This window comes from Bacillus sp. 3255 (assembly GCF_031456485.1).
GTDB lineage: Bacteria > Bacillota > Bacilli > Paenibacillales > NBRC-103111 > Paenibacillus_E.
In genome coordinates this window covers 384,213-405,304 of sequence record NZ_JAVDUS010000003.1, presented here as the reverse complement: position 1 = coordinate 405,304, position 21,092 = coordinate 384,213, and the positions used below count along the sequence as shown (strand labels likewise).

The 21,092-nt window shown below is 48.6% G+C and carries 12 protein-coding genes; 2 read left to right on the top strand and 10 right to left on the bottom strand.

The genetic code is table 11. The features are described from left to right. Nucleotides 1–15: 15 nt before the first annotated feature. From J2X61_RS06610 to J2X61_RS06570, 9 genes are all read right to left on the bottom strand, one after another. Entirely contained in the window at nucleotides 16–1,371 is a 1,356-nt protein-coding gene (locus tag J2X61_RS06610; protein WP_310186702.1) for a glycoside hydrolase family 28 protein, read from the bottom strand. A gap of 192 nt (nucleotides 1,372–1,563) precedes the next feature. After that, nucleotides 1,564–2,751 (bottom strand): AGE family epimerase/isomerase, encoded by a 1,188-nt coding sequence (locus J2X61_RS06605; protein WP_310186701.1) that lies wholly within the window; start codon nucleotides 2,749–2,751, stop codon nucleotides 1,564–1,566. A gap of 224 nt (nucleotides 2,752–2,975) precedes the next feature. Continuing rightward, nucleotides 2,976–4,574 carry an extracellular solute-binding protein gene (locus J2X61_RS06600; protein ID WP_310186699.1) on the bottom strand — a complete coding sequence of 533 codons (1,599 nt, stop codon included), beginning with the start codon at nucleotides 4,572–4,574 and terminating at the stop codon, nucleotides 2,976–2,978. Nucleotides 4,575–4,630: 56 nt separating this feature from the next. After that, nucleotides 4,631–5,512, bottom strand: coding sequence for a carbohydrate ABC transporter permease (locus J2X61_RS06595; RefSeq protein WP_310186697.1), 882 nt, complete (start codon nucleotides 5,510–5,512; stop codon nucleotides 4,631–4,633). A 19-nt stretch (nucleotides 5,513–5,531) separates the two neighbouring features. Next, the gene (locus tag J2X61_RS06590; RefSeq protein ID WP_396135406.1) at nucleotides 5,532–6,512 is read right to left on the bottom strand and encodes an ABC transporter permease; all 981 of its coding nucleotides are present in this window, start codon (nucleotides 6,510–6,512) and stop codon (nucleotides 5,532–5,534) included. A gap of 143 nt (nucleotides 6,513–6,655) precedes the next feature. Then, nucleotides 6,656–8,983: a helix-turn-helix domain-containing protein gene (locus tag J2X61_RS06585; protein WP_310186696.1), complete on the bottom strand. Its 2,328-nt coding sequence runs from the start codon at nucleotides 8,981–8,983 to the stop codon at nucleotides 6,656–6,658. A gap of 180 nt (nucleotides 8,984–9,163) precedes the next feature. Next, nucleotides 9,164–12,619 carry a hypothetical protein gene (locus J2X61_RS06580; RefSeq protein ID WP_310186695.1) on the bottom strand — a complete coding sequence of 1,152 codons (3,456 nt, stop codon included), beginning with the start codon at nucleotides 12,617–12,619 and terminating at the stop codon, nucleotides 9,164–9,166. After that, nucleotides 12,616–15,807, bottom strand: coding sequence for a heparinase II/III domain-containing protein (locus tag J2X61_RS06575; protein ID WP_310186694.1), 3,192 nt, complete (start codon nucleotides 15,805–15,807; stop codon nucleotides 12,616–12,618). The genes J2X61_RS06580 and J2X61_RS06575 overlap by 4 nt, the downstream gene beginning before the upstream one ends. A gap of 395 nt (nucleotides 15,808–16,202) precedes the next feature. Beyond that, the gene (locus tag J2X61_RS06570; RefSeq protein ID WP_310186784.1) at nucleotides 16,203–16,514 is read right to left on the bottom strand and encodes an ABC transporter permease subunit; all 312 of its coding nucleotides are present in this window, start codon (nucleotides 16,512–16,514) and stop codon (nucleotides 16,203–16,205) included. Nucleotides 16,515–16,616: 102 nt separating this feature from the next. Between J2X61_RS06570 and J2X61_RS06565 the strand changes: the two genes are divergently transcribed. Next, nucleotides 16,617–16,883 (top strand): helix-turn-helix domain-containing protein, encoded by a 267-nt coding sequence (locus J2X61_RS06565; protein WP_310186692.1) that lies wholly within the window; start codon nucleotides 16,617–16,619, stop codon nucleotides 16,881–16,883. A 185-nt stretch (nucleotides 16,884–17,068) separates the two neighbouring features. Here J2X61_RS06565 and J2X61_RS06560 read toward each other — a convergent pair whose 3' ends face one another. Further along, nucleotides 17,069–18,880 carry a stalk domain-containing protein gene (locus J2X61_RS06560; protein WP_310186690.1) on the bottom strand — a complete coding sequence of 604 codons (1,812 nt, stop codon included), beginning with the start codon at nucleotides 18,878–18,880 and terminating at the stop codon, nucleotides 17,069–17,071. A 134-nt stretch (nucleotides 18,881–19,014) separates the two neighbouring features. Between J2X61_RS06560 and J2X61_RS06555 the strand changes: the two genes are divergently transcribed. After that, nucleotides 19,015–21,078 (top strand): response regulator transcription factor, encoded by a 2,064-nt coding sequence (locus J2X61_RS06555; RefSeq protein ID WP_310186688.1) that lies wholly within the window; start codon nucleotides 19,015–19,017, stop codon nucleotides 21,076–21,078. Nucleotides 21,079–21,092: the final 14 nt, after the last annotated feature.

The following is a 21,092-nucleotide window of genomic DNA, read 5'->3' as shown; positions in this document are numbered from 1 at the left end:
TCTTTGATCCTTCTATTAAAACACCGTAATATCTTCTTTAACAATCTTACAATTCTCAATGATATACGGATCTCTCGTATCTTCTTTCATGGCATGAAACTTCAACCCGTCTAGTGTAAGCCGCTCCACGTTTCGGACATCCATAAAAGTCGTCCGGCTCCAGGTCGGGTAATAATTTTCGGATACTTTCTCCGGATGATCATAGCGCATATCCCAAACCTTCGGATATTCTGCTGGAATGTCTTCTTTTTTCACACCGCCAACAAAGGTATAGATTATATTCTTCAAGGTTAAATCGCGAATCGGATAGCTTTCGCAGGCATCGACCCTGATTCCGTTAAAGGAAGGGCAGCCCATGATATCGTCGGTGAAACGGTAATGGGTGTTCAACATCTCATCATCATCCGTCGCAATCACATCCGACAGGGTAATCCGCTCCATCTTACCGATCTCGGGCATGACTTCCAGACCAATCGAAGAACCGATAACATCAAGCCGATTATTCAAAATGATAAAAATCGGCCGTGTAACATTGCGCATGACAAGGCCCTGGGCCACGATATCGGTAATGCTACCGCCTTCTGTACATTCAATCTTAATTCCTTCACGCCATACGTTCTCGAACGTACAATTGTGGATCGTAACATTCGAGATATCGCTTACGGATTTAAGCCCGATACGAATTCCTGCACAAATGGAGGTAAAGTGGCAACCCGTAATGTGCACATTTTTCATTGGATATTCCTTGCTGCTTGCTTGCAAACAAAGGTTATCATCAGTTCCGAGAATTTTGCAATTGGAGACAAAGACGTTCTTGCAGCCGTCAAAATCCAGCCCGTCCCCGTTGTACCTTCTGTCATTGCGAATGTCCAGGTCCTCGCACCAAATATTCTCGCTGTCTAGAAAAGCCGTCGTCCAAGCGGTCGAGTTGTAGAGACGCAAGCCTTTGACTCGAATATGCTTACAGCGTAAAAACCTCATCATCATCGGGCGATAAATGCTGCCTTCATTCGGAAAGCTTTCGGCGTTGCCGTTAATTTCACCATCTCCGATTACGCCAATGTTCGTTGCATCTTCGGCATAAATAAAGCATTTATCCATGTCTTTCTCATTGACATAACGGTTATAGTGCGTCCCGTCCGGATAATCATTGATATCTGGATTTGCTAACAGCGTTGCCGACGGATTCACCTGCAAGTAAACATTGGATTTCAAAAATATCGTTCCACAGACATACGTGCCGCCCGCCAATACAACATATCCACCGCCTGCTGCGAAACAATCGTCAATCGCTTTTTGAATGGCTATCGTGTCAACAGTATCGCCATCACCTTTTGCCCCGTAGTCTTTCACATCAAATACATCCCGCATCACTGGTATCCTCCAATTCCGGCTGCTCCTTCCACAGCTCCCCTAAGGATAGTCCGGCAAAGCGTCCTGACTTCACTCGGCTTTGCCCGTTAATGTAATCACCGTACATAGATATGAGGGGCGCTTATTGACCTGCACCCTTTTATCATCCCTTAGTATTCTCCTCATGAAGTGCAGCAATCGTCGATCACTTTACCACAAATACAAATCATTGCCCTTAAGCTTAAAAATGGCTTCCATGAAATAATAGTCCCCATAAATAATCGGATGGTGATGGGAGTTTCGGAAGTAAGCCTCCGAGCCGTATTGCAAAATGCTGTCACTGGCATCTGTCCAATCACAGCGGGATTCTTCCACTGTTTTCAACAGCTTCAGCGCTGTGTTCAAATAGAGATCCCGCTCGTACTCGCCTATCGCCTTGGCGATTTCTATCAGGCCGCATGCAGCAATGACCGCCGCCGTATCATCCTGAAGCTTAGGCTCCTGAGGCTGTCTGAAATCCACCGGAATAATTCCGTCCGCCGGAATATTCGCGATAAAATAATGAGCGATCCGCATGGCGGTTTGCAGGTACTCTTCCTTGCCCGTATGAATGTAGCTCATCATAAAACCGTACAGTGCCCAGCTTTGCCCTCTTGTCCAGGACGAGCCTTCCGCAAAGCCTTGCCCGCCGTAGGTACGGACTACGCCGCCCTGGAATGGATCGAATTCCACAATGTGATTCACAGAGCCGTCCGGTCTGACGAAGGCCGTCATCGACGTATCCGCATGCCGCATGGCGATTTGCTTAAAGCGCGGGTCCCCCGTTTCTTCCGAAGCCCAATACAAAAGCGGGATGTTGAACATACAGTCAATGATCGCCCAGCCTCTCGTATCGCCTTCCTCGAGATCATTCCACGCGCGGATAAATCCGCCCGCCAGATTAAAGCGTCCCGCGAGCAGGTTGGCAGCGTGCAGGGATCTTTTGCGCGACTCCGGGTTTTGAGTGACCCTGTAATTCGCCACACTTGTGGGAAGCCACATAAATCCTACATCGTGATGCAGTCCGTTAAACTCTTGAAAGCACCGATCCAGGTACGCTTCCGAGATGCCCGCGATCTCCTTGTATTTCTCGTCGCCGGTTTCGTGGTGCATCAGCCACATCATGCCGCCCCAAAAACCATTGGTCCACCAGCAAATGCCGTCGGCGTCGTATCCGCTTGGATTATGGCTGGCCCGGTCATCATGTGTCCCGTTTACCGCCGTATAGGGAATTTTATATTTGGATTTCTCGCTGACCCAATCCATTTTGACTTTTATCTTCTCAATCGTTTTTTGTACCCATTCTCGATCATGGGCTTGTAAGGTATGCAGCATCAGAAGTCCCCGCTTTCTCTTCATTCGTGGTATGTGTACATTTTATTTCACTCACTCTGCGAGTGGTATGCGGTTTCTTTAGAAGAAAGTGTCCTTTTTTAAGAACATGCCGTGTAGGCTAAGGATTAACTTTCTTGAAAGCATGAATACTCCTCCAGTCGCTTCATGGTTATATGCCTTGCTAAATCCATGAAAAAAACCGGCCGCTATATATTCCTACAACGACCGGCCTTTCCGTATCCAATCGACTATTTGCCGCCCTTATCCAAATACTCCTGAACCTGCTTAGCTATTTCCGCACGGATCTTATCCAGACCAAGAGCCTTCAGCTCGCTGTTCAGCTTCACGGCTTGAGTCTCCCAATCCTTCATTTGGCCGGCCTTGAGCGTTTGAATAAACGGATCCGCCTTGGATTGCACATTGGCAAATTCCGCTTTCACATTGCTCGTATCAAAAGCGAATGCAGCCAGCACGGCGGCATAATACGTATCGGCTTTTGCGGAATACTCAAAGTATTTCTTAGCCGTTTCGTCCAAATCGTCAGGCAGACGGATCATATTCGGATTCCAAGTGAATTCATATCCAGGGAAAGTATAATTCTTGGATTCTTCGAGCAGCTTCAGCTGGTTATCACCAACCGGCTCCCAATGCTTACCCTGTATACCGTATTCGAACAAATCATGATTCTCCCGGTTCTGGAACAGCCAGTCAAAGAACTTCATCGTTCTGTCGATATTTTGGGACGATACCGGTATCGCCAGCGAATTATTCGCCTTGTAATTGGTGGAGATTGCCTTCGGCTTCATATTGCGAATATTCTCCTTAAGGACGAAGAACTCCAGGTCAGCTCCTGCAATCGTATCCTTCAGCTTTTTTTTCGCCGCCGCATATCCAGACAATGTCCCGTAGTAGGATGCCGCTTTTCCGGACATGAAGTAAGCTTGCTGATCCTTCTGACTTAAGACATCCTTTTCCAAATACTTGCTCCATTCGGCCCACTTGTCATACTGTACGAAGGCGCTCTTCATTGTGTTGAACGGCGCAGGCAGTTTCGCCCATTCCGATTCCGGATCACCGAAGGCCACAACTTCCTTCACCTTTTTCAGGTCATCGCTCAGGTGGACTTGATACACAATACCGCCCAGGTTCAGAGGACGCACGGTACCGAGCTCTGGCCGATCGGGAGCCAGCACCTCCTGGAAGCCGCCGTTGCCTTTTACGGCTAGAGGGGTCATCCCCTTTTCAGATTGAAGCACTTTCTCGTAAAATTGCTGCAGTTCGTCATAGCTGGAAATCGGCTTGGCGAAGCCCAGCTTCTCCCGCAAATCCTTGCGGATGAAAATGACCGGAATATCATAGAAATACTGCGTAAACGGAATGGTATACAGATGGTTGTCAAAACGCTTGTTCATCTCGATGTACTCAGGGGAAAACGCTTTCTTCAATCCCGGATAAGCATCGTTATTGAAATACTTGTCAAGCTGTGCGTAGGCGCCTTGCGGAATAAGCTCTCTCAGGTTTTGGAAATCGGCGTCAAATACGAAATCGACCTCTTCGCCTGCGGCCATCATCAGCTTCACCTTTTGCTTGTGGTCGCTGATCGGGTTCCATTGAATATCCAGCTTCGTATTCAGCGTAGCTTGTGTCCGCTTTTCGAATTCCTGCAAGACGAACGGCATATCTTTCGGTGCATCACCGAAAAGCATCCCCTTCAAGGTGACCGGCTTCGCCGCTTCTGACGTACCCGCAGATCCGCTATCGTTCGTGCTCGTCTCGCTGCCACATGCAGCGGTCGAAACCGCCAGCGCAACGGATAATACCGCTGTGGCCATACGTTTCATTTTCATATAAGTCCTCCCTTTGTCTGTAGGCATCTCTATACTAAACCGCTTTTTAAGCGGAATTAGCCTTTTACGGCACCAACCATAAGACCTTTAACAAAATACTTCTGAAGAAACGGATACAAAAATATGATCGGGCCGATCGTGACTACAGTCGTCGCTAATCGGACGGTCATGGCCGGCGGAATAAAATTCGGAATACTGACGTCAGCCGAAATCTGGTTAATATAATCCAAATTGTTCATAATGCGTTGAATTAAATATTGAAGCGGATACAGGTCCTTATCATTAATATAAAGAACGGCGTCAAACCATTTGTTCCAGTAGCCGAGCGCGTAAAACAATCCGATTGTCGCCATAGCCGGCAGCGAGATCGGTAAAATGATGCGAAACAGGATGTAAGCGTCGTTCGCACCGTCCATCTTGGCCGATTCCGCCAGCGAATCGTCGATGGAAGCGAAGAAGTTTCGGAGAAGAAACATATTCCATGCGCTCAGCATGCTGGGAATGATCAGCACCCAAATCGTGTCCTTCATATGCAGATACTTGGAAATCAAGAGATAAGAGGCAACCAGCCCCCCATGAAACAGCATGGTGAAATAAACATAGAACGCGATATGATTCCGATACTTCACGGATTTCACCGACAGAGCATAGGCCAGTGCGCTTGTCAGAATCATGGACATGACCGTACCAACAATCGTAATGAACGTCGTAACTCCGTAGGCTCGGTAAATGGTGTTATCTTTAAAGATCAGCTTATAAGCGTCCAGACTGAAATCCGTCGGCCAAAACGTATAGCCATCCTTCAAAATGGAAGCTTCGCTGGCAAAGGAGCTGGCAATGACGGACCAGAAGGGCGCCAGACAATAAACGGAAAACAAGCCAATAGCCAAAGTAAAGGCTGCCTTCAACAGCCGATCCGATGTACTTTCTTTTACCATGATACGTCTCCTTCTCTCTTCAGAAGATGGCCGATTCCGGCGCTGTTTTTTTGGCAATGGCGTTAACCGTTACGACGAGGATAAATCCAATCAAGGATTGCATGAAGCCGATCGCAGCCGACATACTCATATCCCCCAGATCCATCATGGCGCGGAACACATACGTGTCGATGACATCTGTAGTCGGATACAGCAGAGGATTTCGCCCGATAATCGCATAGATCATCCCGAAGTCGCCGTTGAAGATCCCGCCCACAGCCAAAATCAAAAGCAGAATTACGGTCGGCTTCAGCAGCGGCAAGGTAATGTATCTGATCTTTTGGAATCTGCTGGCTCCGTCGATCGAGGCCGATTCATAGATATCGGGAGTGATGCCGGAGATCGTTGCCATGTATACGATTGAGCTGAAGCCCGCGCTGTGCCAGATTTTCAGCAGCACAAGGATGGAAGGCCAATATTCGGGAGCTGACAGTAACTGAACGGGCGGAATGCCGAAAACAGCCAGAATCTGATTGACAAAGCCTCCGTCTGTAGCAACAAAGGCCATAACAAACATGGCTACAACGGTCCATGACAAGAAGTGGGGAAAAATCATGACCGACTGAGTCACCTTCTTAAACCACTTCCCGCTCATTTCTGTTACCATGATGGCTATGGTGACGGCAGCAAGCGTACTGAAGCCGATAAACAGCACATTGAGAAACACTGTATTCGTTACAATTTGGACCCAATCTTTGGACTGGAAGAAAAACCGGAAATTTTTCAAACCGACAAACTCACTTCCGGTTATCCCTTTCATTGCTTTGAAATCTTGAAAAGCAATGACGATCCCGCCCATGGGCAAGTAAGCAAAAATGAAAAACCATATCATGCCCGGGAGTGCTAGGAAATACAAAAATTTGTTTTTAGCCAGTTCATAAAAGAATGCCCCGACTGAACTCGTTTGTTTCCTGAAAGGGCGGTTCAACTGCCCTGTACGGTGTACAACACTTTCACTCATTCTGATCCTCCTCGATAGCTGTTTCGATAACACCCTCACTATACTCAATGCAATCCAGACGCAGAAAGCTCAAAAACCGCATAAAAAGCCTGCATTTTATGGAATAGCAGGGTATAAAATTTAATCATCGTATCGAAACTTACCTATTCGAGGAGCATCCGTTCGTCATTGCTGCTTTTTCGGAAATGATCGGGTGTTTTTCCGCTATACTTTTTAAAGGAGATATAAAAATACTTGGCGTTGTCACAGCCTACCATTTCTCCGATTTTATTAGCTGGCAAGTCGGTGCTCAGCAGTAGCTCCTTCGCTTTCTCAAAGCGAAATTCGGTGATGTAGTGGTTGATGGAGATGCCGGTCATATCCTTATAAATCTTTCTCAAATAATTGACGGACAGACCGGCAACTTCTGCCAGAGCTTCTACGGTCAAATTAGGGTCTGCATACCGCTCATGAATGTGCTGCTTCAGCTTTTCCACGATCAAAACATTTTTCAGAGACGATTGTTTGTCCCGCAGGCTGATCGCCGTTTCAACTAACCCTGCGAACCATTCCTCCACCTGCTCCAATGTTTCCCATTTATATAGCTGTTGTCCCAGTGTTCCGATGTCCGTGCTAAACCCGCTGAGGTCCCCGGACGCCATCGATTTGGCCGTCCTCGTAACCGTAAACAGCAGCTGGTTTAAGAGCAGCAGCACTTCCTCATAATGGGCTCCGCGGAGCATATTGAAATATTCCTTTAGAGCAGCAATGGTTTTGTCCGCAACACCGAGCTTCATACTATCAGTTATTAGCTTCTCCATGGTGGTAGACAAGCTGTCGGAAATGGGTTCGCGACTCTGCTCAAAATCAGCCGGTATCAGGCAGCCCCGCCCGCCTATCAATCGATAGCGTGAATGGTTATACGCGGATTGCCAAGACTTGGGTACCTGCTGCAGGTTGGCGGCATGCTGGCCTATTGAAGCCGAGACACTGAGTCTTACATATTGCTCCGTTTTCTTTTGAATATCTCTGATCAGATGCTGCAGCTGATCCTCCATGCCTTCCGGCTTGAGAAACAAAATAACGACCCGATCCTCTCCGCCATCGAAACTGTAGGTCGGATAAACTGCGGTACCAACCTCGTCGGCAATGTTCGTAACCGCGTACTTGAGCAGAGACAGGTCGCTCGGGCTGTACTCCTCGGTCATTTCCATATAAGAGTCCAGACGAAGCATACATACCTGGAAGCCGTAGGAGGGGAGCTCAATCCCCATTTGAGACATTATTCTCATCAGCTCAGCTTCGCTGCTCCATCCCCCCGTTGTCAGTTGGCGGAGCACCTCTCTGCGTTCATTATATTGATACCCGGCTACGCTCGTCTGCAAATCCCGAACCTTCCGCTCCAAATAGCGGAACGCCTCAGACAACAGATCGAACTCATTAGCAGCACGTCCGCCGTCTCCTTGAGCACCGACAACACCCAAGCTCTTGATCAATCGGTGTATCGGTCCATAAATCATTCTTGTAAAAAAGAACCCGCTTAGCGCGACGATGAACAGCATAGCTCCCGTCACCGTCAACATATAACGTTTGTTCGTATTCACCTTGCTCAGCAAATTCTCATAATTGACATCGCCGACGAATATCCATCCCAGACTGTCGGATTTTATATAAAAGAACCTATGGCTTGTTCCATCCATCTCGGCTTCAATCGTTCCTTTAAGTGTATTAGACTGAAGAATGGACTGTATGACCCCGACTCCAGACAAATCGGTGTTGATCATTTGATGGTCCGTGTGGGAAATGACCGTCCCCTGACGATTCAGAATCATCGATTGAAACGACTTGCTGCCCGCCCCGTTCATAATCATATTTTGCAGCAACTGTTGGTCCAAATTTACCACCATCGCACCGTTAATCACCTTATCGTCCCGGGTACTCATGTACGCAATGGAGATAAGATTGCCTTCAAACCGCTTCGTATCATGAACAAATGACGTGTTGCGGGGGATGAAGATGCTGCCGCGCAGCGTGTCGGTATGCTCCAACAACTGGAGGATTTGTTGATCGTAAAAGTCCCGGAACTCCCGAACCGTCGTGAGCGAAGAAAAAACGAGCTGCTGCCGGGTATTCACCAAATAAACCGAATGAACCATCGGATTCGTGTTCACCAGATCGGTCAAATTACTACCGATGCGCCCCATGATGCCTGTGTCGAATTCACCTGCATAAAACCCGGCTTGAATATCCGCTGAGCTGTATGCGTTTGCAAAATGCTGGTACGACGAGCTTAGCAAAATACTAGCCGTATTGTAGGATTGCTCTAACGCGCGATCCGTGGAAGCCGTCAGCTCCTCCTTCAAGCTCTCTGACACCTTAGCTGTAATCAACAGCGTCAACGCACCGATCACCAGCAAGCCGATAAAAAGATACGAAAGGATGATTCGGATCAATACATTTTTTTCCAGCAAAAACATTCGGACCGATTTCATCTTATCCTCCGCCTAACATACATGAATAACTTTCATTATAGGAAAATCCTCTCCCCGTCCGGTATGCTGTTTTTTATGTTTCTTATGCGGTTATTTTAGAACTTTGCAAATCAAAAGGCATGAAGTGGATGCTTCATGCCTTCTTTTTTGAATGCGGGTTGCCTGTCAGGATGATAAGCTTCAGCTGGTTCGCTCCTCCCGGACAAGAGTTCCGTTCCGGTACTCTTGAAGAAGCAAAGCGGCCTGATCGGATTCAATTTGCTGCACGGTAATCCTTTGAGTCCGGCCGTCGAGCAGCTCTACCCGGATGGTATTCTCATCCTGGGCGTGAACGCAGCTGATCATCCTTTGCTCCTCATAGGGCTCCACTACCGTAATAAATCTGCCGGTACGGCCTTTTGTTCGGACCCCATAAGTCATACGTCTCTGGTCTTCATCACCCGGGAAGGCATCCGCACCGATCAGCCCGATGAATCGGACGGCCTCAATGTCGGAAAGGTCTACACGAATCACAGCTTCCCGGTCATGATCCAAAGGACTGGTCGGAATTGCGTGCGGGTACTCGTTTCCTACGATCGTAACTCTTCCGTCCTCGTAGTCCTTGCCAATGCCGAAGCCGGGATCCACATTCACATAAACCGGATTTAACTCACTAAGATGATGCCTCGCGCCATCAGCCGTAAGCACATAGGCTTCCCCCCAGAACAAGCCCTGTTTCGTCTTCTGCGGATACTTTTGCTCCGTATACGTAGGATTATTCTTCACCCGGACCGTTAAAGTCCGGACACCGTGAAGATCAATATCGCACCTGCCTTCGCCTAGAAGCCAGGCTCCGAAGCCTCCCTCCGCCTTCACTTCTCCGTCGGCCTCCACTCTGTATTCCATCGGAATTGTAATCCCGTGGTATTCCGCTGCGCGCCCGATGACAAGCTCCGTTTGCCGCGGCCAAGCGGTATGAACATCCATCTTGAGCAAACCGGGGGTGTTGTAATGAGTGCGGGTCCCACGGAGATCTTCTCCTTCACCGAAGACAGTCTCAAAGCGGGCCACGCTCGTCCCTTCTGCTTCATACCAATGACAATCCGTAATAAATTGTGCATCCGACAGCCCATTGTCCGTCCACTGGCTCGTATGCTTCACATAGGTCAAGTGCTCTGCCTCCAGCCCCTTGAAGCCCTTGATCTGGAACAAGCTGCTGAATTGATGTTCTTGTCCTCCTTCAATGTAATCGAATAAGACCATATAATCGTCCGTAACCCCTATCACCCGCTTTTGCCGGACAGGCTCTGTAAAATCCGACAACTGTCCATACCGTGCCCCCTCCGGAGCTGGCGGCAAAGAGCTCGCATTCATGGCGCAGCGCTCTTCGAGTGTCTCATCCTCCCGGTACACCATCCCGCCATACGGAGGATAAGCCCACGGGGCTATCGTCTCCACAGCTGCCGCTTGAATGGCGCTGCCGCTGTAAAACAAGGTTCGCTTGGAGTCGGCAGGAACCTGCATTTTATCATCCACCGTCACCATGTTCTTGGTCATCGAATTCTGCACATAGAACTTATACATAAAATGGGGGTAGCCCCACCATACATGCTCCGGATTAAAGAAGCTCCGGCCGTATCGCATTACCGACAGCAGCCCGGTCCGGTCGAAATGGCCGTGCGCATAGCCGTGAGAGCCGTAACGGACAACCGCCTGGATCTGGTCCTTCTGTTCCCTGCCCTTCGTTTGGCTCCGCAACATGGCCACTCCGACATTATCCGAATAGGCGTTGCTTCTCACATAGGCCGACTCATACTCGGGAAGCTCAGCGTGGCCGAAGATCGGGTCAACGACGTTATTCATCCGAATGACCGGAATGTATTCCGGGTCCCTGTAATACGTGTAAGCCAAATCGAAAGTAGAACCGAAATGGACTCCCTCCAGCTTTTTCTCATCGGAATCACTGATACCGAAGAGGACCCCTCTATAATCCAGGAAAGGAATCGTCGCATCGAACATATCCTTGATGCAGACATAGCTTTTTCGGTTGCCGCCCCACTTTTTGTTATACATGCCGAATCGAACCTCGGCTTCTTGACCTCCGAAAGTGCTGTTCACTTCGTCGTTGAACGGAATCGGGAAGTGCTCGTGCAAAATATGGATACCAAAAGGCACTAGGGCGTGGGCCGTATGGATGTACATCGACGAGACCCACGTGTTGTAGCCGACGGAACACTCGTGCCACCAGCCATCATTGAACAGACCGTACTTTAATTGCTCAATGGAGCCTCCCGGTCCAAACACAAAGCGCAGCGCCCTTTCCATATCTTCTATGGCCAATGCGCAGTAAAAAGCACCGGTAATCTCGGACACCAGCCAGTTGGAAATATGTCCCCGCTGAATATGGTGATCTAATATGTCCATATAAATCCGAAACGTCTTCTCGACTCCGCGGTGCTCTTCAGGAGTTAAAACTCCGGCGTCATGGATAATGTCATAGGGGATGGCTAAATGCTGAAAAAAGTGCCCTTCCTGCACATAGCTTTGACTACAGCCCTTCTTCTTTCTCGGATATCCGGTTTCATCGTCGATCAAGAAACGAAGAAACTGGGCAACCTTTTCGGCATACTTGAGTTCTCCCGCCAGCGCATAGGCATAAGCGGCGGACATGATATAATGCTCTTCCTGGGTGTCATAACAGTAATCCCTTTCCTTCACGGGAACAGGCGGTTTGACCGTCCAAGCCTCAGCGTCCGATAATATGCGTTCGTATTCGGGCTGGAAAATGTCATGCCGGTCAATCAGCGCTTTACGCTCCGCCCACTGCTTCTTCGTCAGATAGATGTAGGGATGGGGCAGCCGCCTAAGCGTCTTCAGCTCCACCTGGGCCGCACTGCCCCCATCCCCGTTGGCTGTAAAGCTTAACACGGTCGTTTCGTGCCCGCCCGGAACCATTCGGTCATGTACCTCCAAATCAACCTTGACTTCCTGGCTGCCATATGGTTCCAGTATGAACTGCAGCGGCGTTACCTTAGCCAGCAGCGATTCCCAACCCTTGAATCGCTGCTTCGCCGCCACATGCTGCCGTTCGTCCGTGCAGTTATATACGGTCATCGTATATTCGACAGCTTCACCCGCAACACCGGACTTTCCTTTTACGTCCGCTTGTACAAATAATTTTTCCCCTCGGTTCAGCAGTGCAGCTTCCAGCTCCGCATTACCGTGCAGCCTGAACCCTTTGAGGAAACGCCAAATGTTGGCCTTGGCCGATTCGATATCAAAGTCGTCCAGCCTGATCCGCACCTCATGGAAACCGGCTCCAGCCAGCCTTATACTTGTTGAGACACTGCGGTGGTTAATACAATCCGCATGTATTTGAATGTCCGAAACGTCCTCCCATGTATGAAATCGGAGGATCAGGCCATAACAGCCCATTGCATCGTGAGCGCGATCGTTGCCTTGCTCAAAGCCGATTGGATACCAGCCTACAGCGTTCTCCGGAGCAGGAAACTCGATGAGGAGCTCATTCCGAAGGCTGTAGCTCTGTACACTTTGTCCGCTTTGATCGCTCTGTCCGCTTTGGCCGCTTTGATCACTCGGTCCGTTTCGTTCACCCAGCACACTCCACTCCTTCAGCAGATCAATACTTGTTTTCATCGTCTCCCTGCTCCTTCCCTAGCAACTTCAGTAATCACTACACTGTAACGCTCCGTATGCAGATCCGCCTGAATCCAATGTTGTTCCGTACACAATGTAACGAAGCCATCAGCTTGTTCCTGTACGGTAATTGTAATCCTCTGCGCAGCCTTCTCTTTTGGATACAGCACCGTGAGGAATCCGTCCTTCGCATCGGCAACAGCACGAATATAAGTCATCATCGAAACGCCGATATCTCCACTGTCAAAGAACGGTGTCGAACGTCCCTTCTCCAGCCGGATTGAACTGGTCGGGCTTAAGAACACCGTTTCCAGGTCAAATTCATAGGCTCCTGCCGAATACACTCTGCCGTCCTCCACAACGGATTGTTTCGCCGCTATAGGCAAACTGAACAGCACCTGTCCCTCGAAATCCTCCACCGTATCGCGTATCACATACAAATCCGGCTCTTTGACATAGGTTACATGCCGGATATGACGGCCTGAACCCTCAGGGTTATTGATCTCAATCGTAATGCTGTCCACGGTGTCTCCCAGCTTGATGTCCAAGACCCTGCTTGATCTTGGCCCATCCACCCAGCCGCGCTCCAGGCTGTAGGTTCCTGCGGAAAGATTGATGCTCCCGCTAGAATCCTTCGGAATGCCGGTACGTTTCGTGGCAAACTGCACACATGCATGAGAATACGAGCTGATGTGCCAGCTGGTGCTGCTGTCGAAATACCCTTCGATGCCCGAGTCCATGACCAGAGGAACCGCATCTTTATACAAAATAAACGAGCCTTGGTCCAGATGACCGTGCCCGATTGGCTTTTCACTGGACATAATGGCAAAGTAACTTGTCTTCGAGCTGCCAAATCCCCTGCGGAAAATAGAGATCCCCGCATTCGGGAACTCCTTGGTGGAGCTTAGCTGCAGAGGCTTCAAGGGGGTATAACATTCACCCTTACTCAACATATTTTCCAATACGATGCCTTCTCCCCACAGCTTCTTGAACGGTTTGCCCGCCGCCACCCACGTATGATACATCCGGTCGGCGAGATCGCGGTCGATGGCGGCAATATCCGACACATATGCAGCGAAGCTTCCGAATTCAGCGCCTCCGCTCAGCATATGGTCGCCGAACGGCGGGGTACCGATTCTTCCCCCGAAATACGCATACCCCGGGGTCTGCATGTCGATACTGTAGCCGAACATCCTTGCCAGAGGTGTCGTCTCAAACCAATTGTCTCCCATGATATTTTGGGCAACCTTGGCATACCCGGCAAACCGCTCGAGCGCCGCATGGTGGTATCTGATTGATTCCGGCCATGAGGAATCCGGATTCACATTAAGCTCCAGCTGAGCTTTGAGGATCATGTTCGCGTTATACAGCCAAGTATGCCGATTCGGAAAATCAGTTAGCACCATCATCATATAACCGGTGCCGGCACACATATCCGTCTGCCAATTGCTGCATCCCCTCTGCGCTTCATACGGCGTCATCTCCGTCCGGTCCCGCAGATCCAGCATGTACCTGAGCATGTATTCCACCAAACCGTAAAACCGCGCCTTCTCCTCCACTGAAAACACCCCGGCTTCCTTAATGAAAGAGTAACTGACTGCAGCACTGCACAGCAGTCTGCCTCCCTGCACGGCACCGTAGCTGTCGCAGCCTTCCGGGCGCAAATTTGTGGCCATCCAATGCTCAGCACCCTGACAGAAATCGTGAAGGATGTACAGAGCTTGATGCTTTACCTTATGGGCGAAGACGATATCCTTCGTCATTGCATACTGAATGGCATCGCACTGCATGGCTAATTGAAACCTGCCTCCCGGAATCGAAGATTTCCGATTGAAGAAGTACTCGTATTCACCGACGATCTGTCCCGATTCATCCTTGTAGGTGATGAGCGTTTTCAGGCCGCGTTTGAGCTTGCCGTCGATTTTGGCGGCGAATGTCAGCGTATACCCTGCACCACCTTCTACCGCAAAATCCAGCCCATAGGTCCAGGTCCCCTCGTCCTGCGGAGTGGGATTGCAGATGTAAAGCGAATGCTTGGAATCCCCTTCCTTATGATAATGTGCCGTTTGTGACGATGGGTTAGCAGGCTCCGAAGCGTAGCGCTCACCGCCTCCGCAATACGGATATGTATCCTCCCACTTCATAACCGGATTGCCCTGCAGCGCAGCAGGCACCCAGTGAAATGGAGCTTGATCGCCCTCGTCGAAGCCGGCGTTTTGAATATCCAGGCTTCCCCCGCTTGCCGATAAAATCTCCAAATTATCGATCCATACGTGGCCGAGACCGTCCTGCTCATTTTCTTCGGCTGGCAGTATGAAGGATATAGCCGCTTTCACCGCACTTAAAGGCGGCTTAAAGTTAACGATTTTATCGGTAGAGCTCCATAAATAAAAATGCTCATTCAGGTCGTTGTAATCCGCTTGCCGATTCATAAGCATCTCAACAGCTTTCTGAATATAATCCAGGCTGTAAGTACCGGCAATACGGGCGATCTGATCGTACTGCTCACGGATCAACGGATCGCTTGCGATAACACTCTTTACTTCTTCGAAGGCGGCGCCCGTCAAATAGAGCGACGTCTCCCGATCCACATCGGTTCTCCATACACGGGAATGGCGGAAATCCCTTACACGGTCAAAGCAGTCCACAATAGCCAGAGCCAGCTCCTCGCAGCACCCTTCTGCCTCTGGATCGAAACGGCGATCCGCTTCTTCCACCGCAGCCAGCGAACGCTTGAGTTTGTCACAAGCTTCTACGTCGTGGGCTCCTATATCCGTCCCCAGCCTGGCATGCTGGAGCAGCTCGCTTGCTTTTTGCATGACAAAGCTTGCCTTCTGCGGAAGCTTTTCTTTCCCTTCGTAAAAGACATCCTGCTTCTCAAACCATGCCAAAGCCGGCTCCAAGCCATAATAGGTGTACACGCTGCCCTCTTGCTCAAAGGGAGGAACCATCGTAAACCGTTTGGTTGCAAAATGAATGGCTTCCTCCTCTCTTGGTGTATAAAACTGGCGGTTGCGCATAAACGGGAGAACACTCTCGCCCTTTAAAGCGCGTTGAGCTTCGCGAACCATGTCCGTCAAAGCCAGCTTGGCCCCGTTCGTGAAATACATTCCTCTCTCTCGAAGCAAATCATTAGCCCGTTCTATCAATCTCTGCAGCTTCTCTCTGTCCTTGGATACGGTTGTCATCGTTTCACTCCATCCTTCCTTGCTCGTGTTTGTTCTATTTTCCTATACATGACACGAGTTGGTAAGGACAGAAAAATGACGATTGGGTTGAATTATTACGATTTTCCCTATGATCTGGTGAACCCTCGAAGAAATTTCCGATACTTTCTGGAGAGCCCTAGTTATCCACAGAAATGTGCTGGCCATGATTTCCTTTGTTAATATTCTGCTTAAAAATTCTCTCATTAACGGTGCACTTTTCATTATTTATATTACTCTTAACAATTGTCCTTTGATGATGTTCTGCTGATACAGAAAATGAAGGTCTATACTAGGATCTTCTTTAGAAAAAATTCTAAATCCTTTTAATATATTTCCTTCTTCTTTTTGCGTAAACAGTCATCCTTTAACTGAACCTACGAACATCCCCTTATTGAAATGCTTCTGAAGAAACGGATAGATGACGAGCCGTAATCGGTTTTCTCATCATTATGGATCAACATTTGTCCTAAGAATACTTGAAGCGGCCACTTTGAATCGTTATTTAAATAGATAACGGCAGAAAAATAAGTATTCCAGTTCCCAACAAGATAAAACAAGGTAAACGTTGCGATCGCCGGTTTCGCCAAAGGCAGGATAATTGTTGCGAACATCCTCCACTCCCCACAGCCAACTATTCTCGCCGATTCCTTAAGTTCGTTAGGAAGAGCCGCGAAGAAGCTGCGCATAACGCTCACATTAAAAGGGGCGACTGCCGCTGGAATGATATGCTCCCCTTACGGTAGACAGGTGAAAAAATAAAACCTGTTTGTTGTAAGGGGAGCTTTTTCATGGCTAAAGGAAAATATAATGCGCTAGAGAAACTCAATATACTTGAAGAAGTGTCAAGGGGAGAGATTGGCTTTCTAGCTGCTGCTAAGAAATATGAGATCAACAAAACAACTTTGATGAAATGGCAGCGCCGCTACAAGCTGTATGGATATGAAGGTCTGAAGAGCCGTACACAGTACCAAAGTTACAGCGCTGAACTTAAACTCCAAGCGGACAAGAAACGGTTTACCTTGCCATTCAAGCACTTCACAAGGATGAATCAATGAGTATTCAGCATCTCTGCGAAATTACTAGAATTGCACGCTCAAGCTACTACAAGTGGTTAAATCACAAACCCAGCTCTCACGAGTTAGAGAATGAAGCCAATCGACGCGATGTGATACCGAATTCATAAAGCTGCCGAATCAGTCGTCCGACAGCTTTATGCTTTTAGCAGGAAGTAAATAAAAATCTATGGAAGCTTGATTTCAAGCTCGGTTCGATAGACGGATGAGATTCCGTCAGTATCTTCAAATTCGAATACGATCGAATCGGCGAAAGCATCGTCATGGTCTTCCCATTTCATCTGCAAAGGCATCGGCGCGTGCCCCGCGGGCACCCATCTAGCTGTTGCTCTGTACTTGCCGATCGGTATGTCTTTTAGACCGGCACCTCCCGGCACGGGGCCACCACGCTTCGTTATCGTTTGGCCTGCGCTTCCGTTAAGCAGAGGGCCGACAGGCGTGAGCGTAAATTCTACATCGGTCATCTCGAACTCAGGCATGGATTCTTCGTAAGGAGAAGTGAAATATGGATATACATAAATTTTTCCATCGAAATTTTTCCAGGTAAAATCACGAATTGCTCCTGTGCTTCCGGCGAACGGCTTATCAACGTCGGCATTTAAGTCAAAGCTGAATTCTTTGTCGTTATATTCTTGAGTGACTTTCGTTGTCAAATGCCAGGTTGTGGCGATTTGAGTCAGCTCGATCCGATAGTTCCCGTTGTCATCGGTGACACCTGCTAAATTGCTGTTGTAGAGCAGTTGGTTATCCGCATACACAACGACTCCTGACAGCGGATTGCCTTTTGCGTCGTGCACTTGTCCCTTCACGACATATGGCTCAGGCGCCCCCTGCGTTGGGGCAGGCGTCGGTGCAGGTGTAGGATCTGGAGTCGGGATCGGACTTGGCTCAGGATTCATTGTACCGCCGGCGTCCTCGATTCGAATCTTCCATACATTACCGCTGCTGGAGAAGTCGATTCGGTAGCCGCTATTCTCCGATACAAAGCGCAAAGGCACCATGGTGCTTCCGTCAATGATCTGGGCAGGAACGTCAAGAGCAATATGGCTATCGTTTACGATTGCATTCTTGCTGTCGATCGTAAGTTCAATGGAGAGGCCGTTCTTCGTTCCGATTGCCTTCCGGTCGCCATCATTTTCCACCCATTGCACAGTAAAACCGAGAGTTTCAAACAGTTTGCGGAACGGAACTAGGGTGCGGCCTTCTTTTACGATAGGCTGTGCATCTTCAAAATGAAGCTCGGTTCCTTTAAAAAATATTTGGATTGCAATATCCTTCGAGCTTTCCGCCGAAGCAGGAACAGGAGCTGGAGTCGGAGTTGGTGAAGGCATTGGACTAGGGATAGGAACAGGAGTCGGACTTGGAACCGTTGTTGTTGAAGGAGCAGCTGTTCCATCCGTTATCATTGGATTCATGTATTTGATTGGTTTGGATACGATCGTGCCCTGCGGCGTCTCGATTTCCAGCACATAATACTGCGTTTCCTTGATCGTGCCGTTATTGCTGGCATATAAATCAAAGGTAAGTTCACCATTGAACTCGCCGACCGGCTCGTTCACGTTTTTCCGAAAACCCGGATTAATGATTTCACTTTCATGGGTCGTGCCCGACGATTTCGTAACTGTTTTGTCCTGCACGATCCCTAGCAGCCATCCGGTGGTAGCGCGGTTCGTCCGCCAAACCCCTTGATAATTATCTTTGCCGTAAGCGTCGGTCGAACGAAGGACGATGGATTTGATCGTCTTTTTCTCAGTCAGACTGAGCTTAAGGCGGAAATGGCCGTCCTTGTTGCCTTCTGGTGTGAAATCCGCGCTGCCGACAACGTCTGTAGCTGTATCGAGCAGGCTGAACTCCTTGAAGGATACTCCACTTGGAGACGTTTCACCGAATGCGAAGGCGATGCCCGAAAATAACAACGATCCAGCCATAACAGAACCAATAATCGTGTTGCGAATGTTTTGATTTTTTCTTAGAAACATATTAACCAATCCTCCTATGCATCAGTAAAGCAACTATAACGAAATAATTTCCAGCGAGGTATTATCCTTAGGGATAAAACGGTATATACTTAGGTTGAATATTGATCGTATTACCATCTGAGGCAGGGATGAAGATGAAGGATCTGTTGAGCCGTGTTCAACAAAAAGAGAATGACTTTCTTGTCGGCCGTGACAGCGAAACCGAGCAATACCTCCGCTTTTTAAAAGGTGAAACGGTAGATGATAAAAACATTTGGAATCTTTTCGGTACAGGAGGCGTAGGCAAAAGTACCCTGTTGGATACCATGCGAAGAATGTCCGTACGACCAGACTGTGTTTTTTTATATTTAGATAGCCGTGATTTTCATCATACTCATGACGAACTTTGTAAACGACTGCTGCAGCAATGCCCGTCCCCTTTTTTAACTCAAAATAAGGATGGCGCCAATCCAAGCGAGTCCTTTATATCCACAATACAAGAGCTCTCGCAGAGCGCTCGGGTAACCATCGCATTTGATACCTACGAAGAAATGGATGATCTCGATACATGGCTGCGGGAACAGCTGATTCAGTGGCTTCCGAATCAAGTCTTAGTTGTTATTGCCGGCCGCACCCCGTTAAAGGGACATTGGCAATTGTCACCGGCATGGAGAGAGCGGGTCAAACGAATTCCCCTCGGTTATTTCGACCGTCAGAAGTCGTTCGCCTATTTACGCAAATGCGGAATCTCCTCATTGGATCAGCAAAAGAAAATGTGGTCCCTCACGAAAGGACATCCGCTGGCATTATCATTGTCAGTCTCGGCGTTCTCCGGGAACACGGATGATTGGGAGGACTCTGGCGGGGAAGACTGGTTCGATCAGCTTGTAGAGCTTTGGTTCAGGGAGGTGCCAGATCCGGACATTCGGCAGTGGGTCGAGTCTGCTTCTGTTCTGCGCAAATTCGATCAAGAATCTTTGTCTTTCATTAGCGGGAAGTCGATTTCATCTGACATGTTTACCCAATTATGCCGATTATCGTTTGTCCGCAAAGCGGCTAGAGGATGGATGCTTCATGACCTAATGAGGGATGCCGTATGCAAGATGTTAAAGGAACGATCCCCTTCACGGTACAAGAGCTTACTTGTACGCTGCGCGGCTTATTATAAGTCGCGAATAAACCAGTCTCCTCGAGACGGAAGCGTTTCATGGGAGTTAGGGGAACTCTTTTGGTACATTGGCAATGCCACCATTCGCTGGATCCTCTCTCCTTCAGCAAAAGGGCAATATTACTGGGAACCAATAACGGAGGATAATGTGATCCAAGGGGAGCGGTACATTAGGCGCAGGTATGCCGAGGCTCTTCCGGTGGTTAGAACCGAAGTTGATCCTGTTTCCGATCAAATCATCGAACAGAAAATGGACATACATTTCGATTTATCCAAATTAGATTCGATTCATCTGCGAAGTTATCTTGACATAGATCATGAGATTGTTAAACTGCTTCGGACGAATGAAGGCCAGATCGTCGGATTATCGGTGATTTTTCCGATCCATTCAGAAACAATGCCTTACCTGCTCGCTGATCCCTTGGCTTCACCTTTTTTTAAAAGCCTTACTCCTTCAGAATTGGAACATTTCCTTGTACCTGCCCATCGGCCAGCTGGATGGTTTATTCGGATCATCGATATTGCTAACTCAGAGGATGCGACACTCACGATGGAAGCCATTTCTTTATTGTTCTCATTCATGATTTCCGGTGGCTTTTTGATTGCCTCCCCACCTCCACATCCGTTGTTCATCCAGCCGCATCTGGACATGGGCTTTCAGGAAGTTCCCAACGTCAAACACTGTTATTATGACGGTGTGACACCAACATCAACCTATGTGCTAGACACAAGGGGAAACAAGCTTGAGTTGTTGTTGGAGGGCCTATTACAAAAAAGCGGCATGCAGGACTTGGCACCAGCAGACGAAGAAACGTCACAGCCTGATACCCAATCCACGACTTTGAAAGAAGCGGATTTTACGGATATACTAACAGCGAGGGAAAAAGAAATTGTACAACTCGTCGTTCAAGGGCAATCAAATGCTGAAATTGGCGCAAATCTATTTATAGCTGAAGTAACCGTTAAGAAGCATCTTAAATCCGTATACGAAAAACTCCGAATTAGCAATAGAACCCAGTTACTTCGAATGTATTTGACACATGGGGGATGAATGCCAAATAGATT

What these genes read in the sequence shown, in the direction of transcription:
- J2X61_RS06570 (WP_310186784.1), bottom strand. Translation starts at nt 16,514, where the DNA reads ATGCGCAGCTTCTTCGCGGCTCTTCCTAACGAACTTAAGGAATCGGCG.
- J2X61_RS06590 (WP_396135406.1), bottom strand. Translation starts at nt 6,512, where the DNA reads ATGAGTGAAAGTGTTGTACACCGTACAGGGCAGTTGAACCGCCCTTTC.
- J2X61_RS06585 (WP_310186696.1), bottom strand. Translation starts at nt 8,983, where the DNA reads ATGAAATCGGTCCGAATGTTTTTGCTGGAAAAAAATGTATTGATCCGA.
- J2X61_RS06555 (WP_310186688.1), top strand. Translation starts at nt 19,015, where the DNA reads ATGAAGGATCTGTTGAGCCGTGTTCAACAAAAAGAGAATGACTTTCTT.
- J2X61_RS06575 (WP_310186694.1), bottom strand. Translation starts at nt 15,807, where the DNA reads ATGACAACCGTATCCAAGGACAGAGAGAAGCTGCAGAGATTGATAGAA.
- J2X61_RS06610 (WP_310186702.1), bottom strand. Translation starts at nt 1,371, where the DNA reads ATGCGGGATGTATTTGATGTGAAAGACTACGGGGCAAAAGGTGATGGC.
- J2X61_RS06605 (WP_310186701.1), bottom strand. Translation starts at nt 2,751, where the DNA reads ATGAAGAGAAAGCGGGGACTTCTGATGCTGCATACCTTACAAGCCCAT.
- J2X61_RS06565 (WP_310186692.1), top strand. Translation starts at nt 16,617, where the DNA reads ATGGCTAAAGGAAAATATAATGCGCTAGAGAAACTCAATATACTTGAA.
- J2X61_RS06560 (WP_310186690.1), bottom strand. Translation starts at nt 18,880, where the DNA reads ATGTTTCTAAGAAAAAATCAAAACATTCGCAACACGATTATTGGTTCT.
- J2X61_RS06600 (WP_310186699.1), bottom strand. Translation starts at nt 4,574, where the DNA reads ATGAAAATGAAACGTATGGCCACAGCGGTATTATCCGTTGCGCTGGCG.
- J2X61_RS06580 (WP_310186695.1), bottom strand. Translation starts at nt 12,619, where the DNA reads ATGAAAACAAGTATTGATCTGCTGAAGGAGTGGAGTGTGCTGGGTGAA.
- J2X61_RS06595 (WP_310186697.1), bottom strand. Translation starts at nt 5,512, where the DNA reads ATGGTAAAAGAAAGTACATCGGATCGGCTGTTGAAGGCAGCCTTTACT.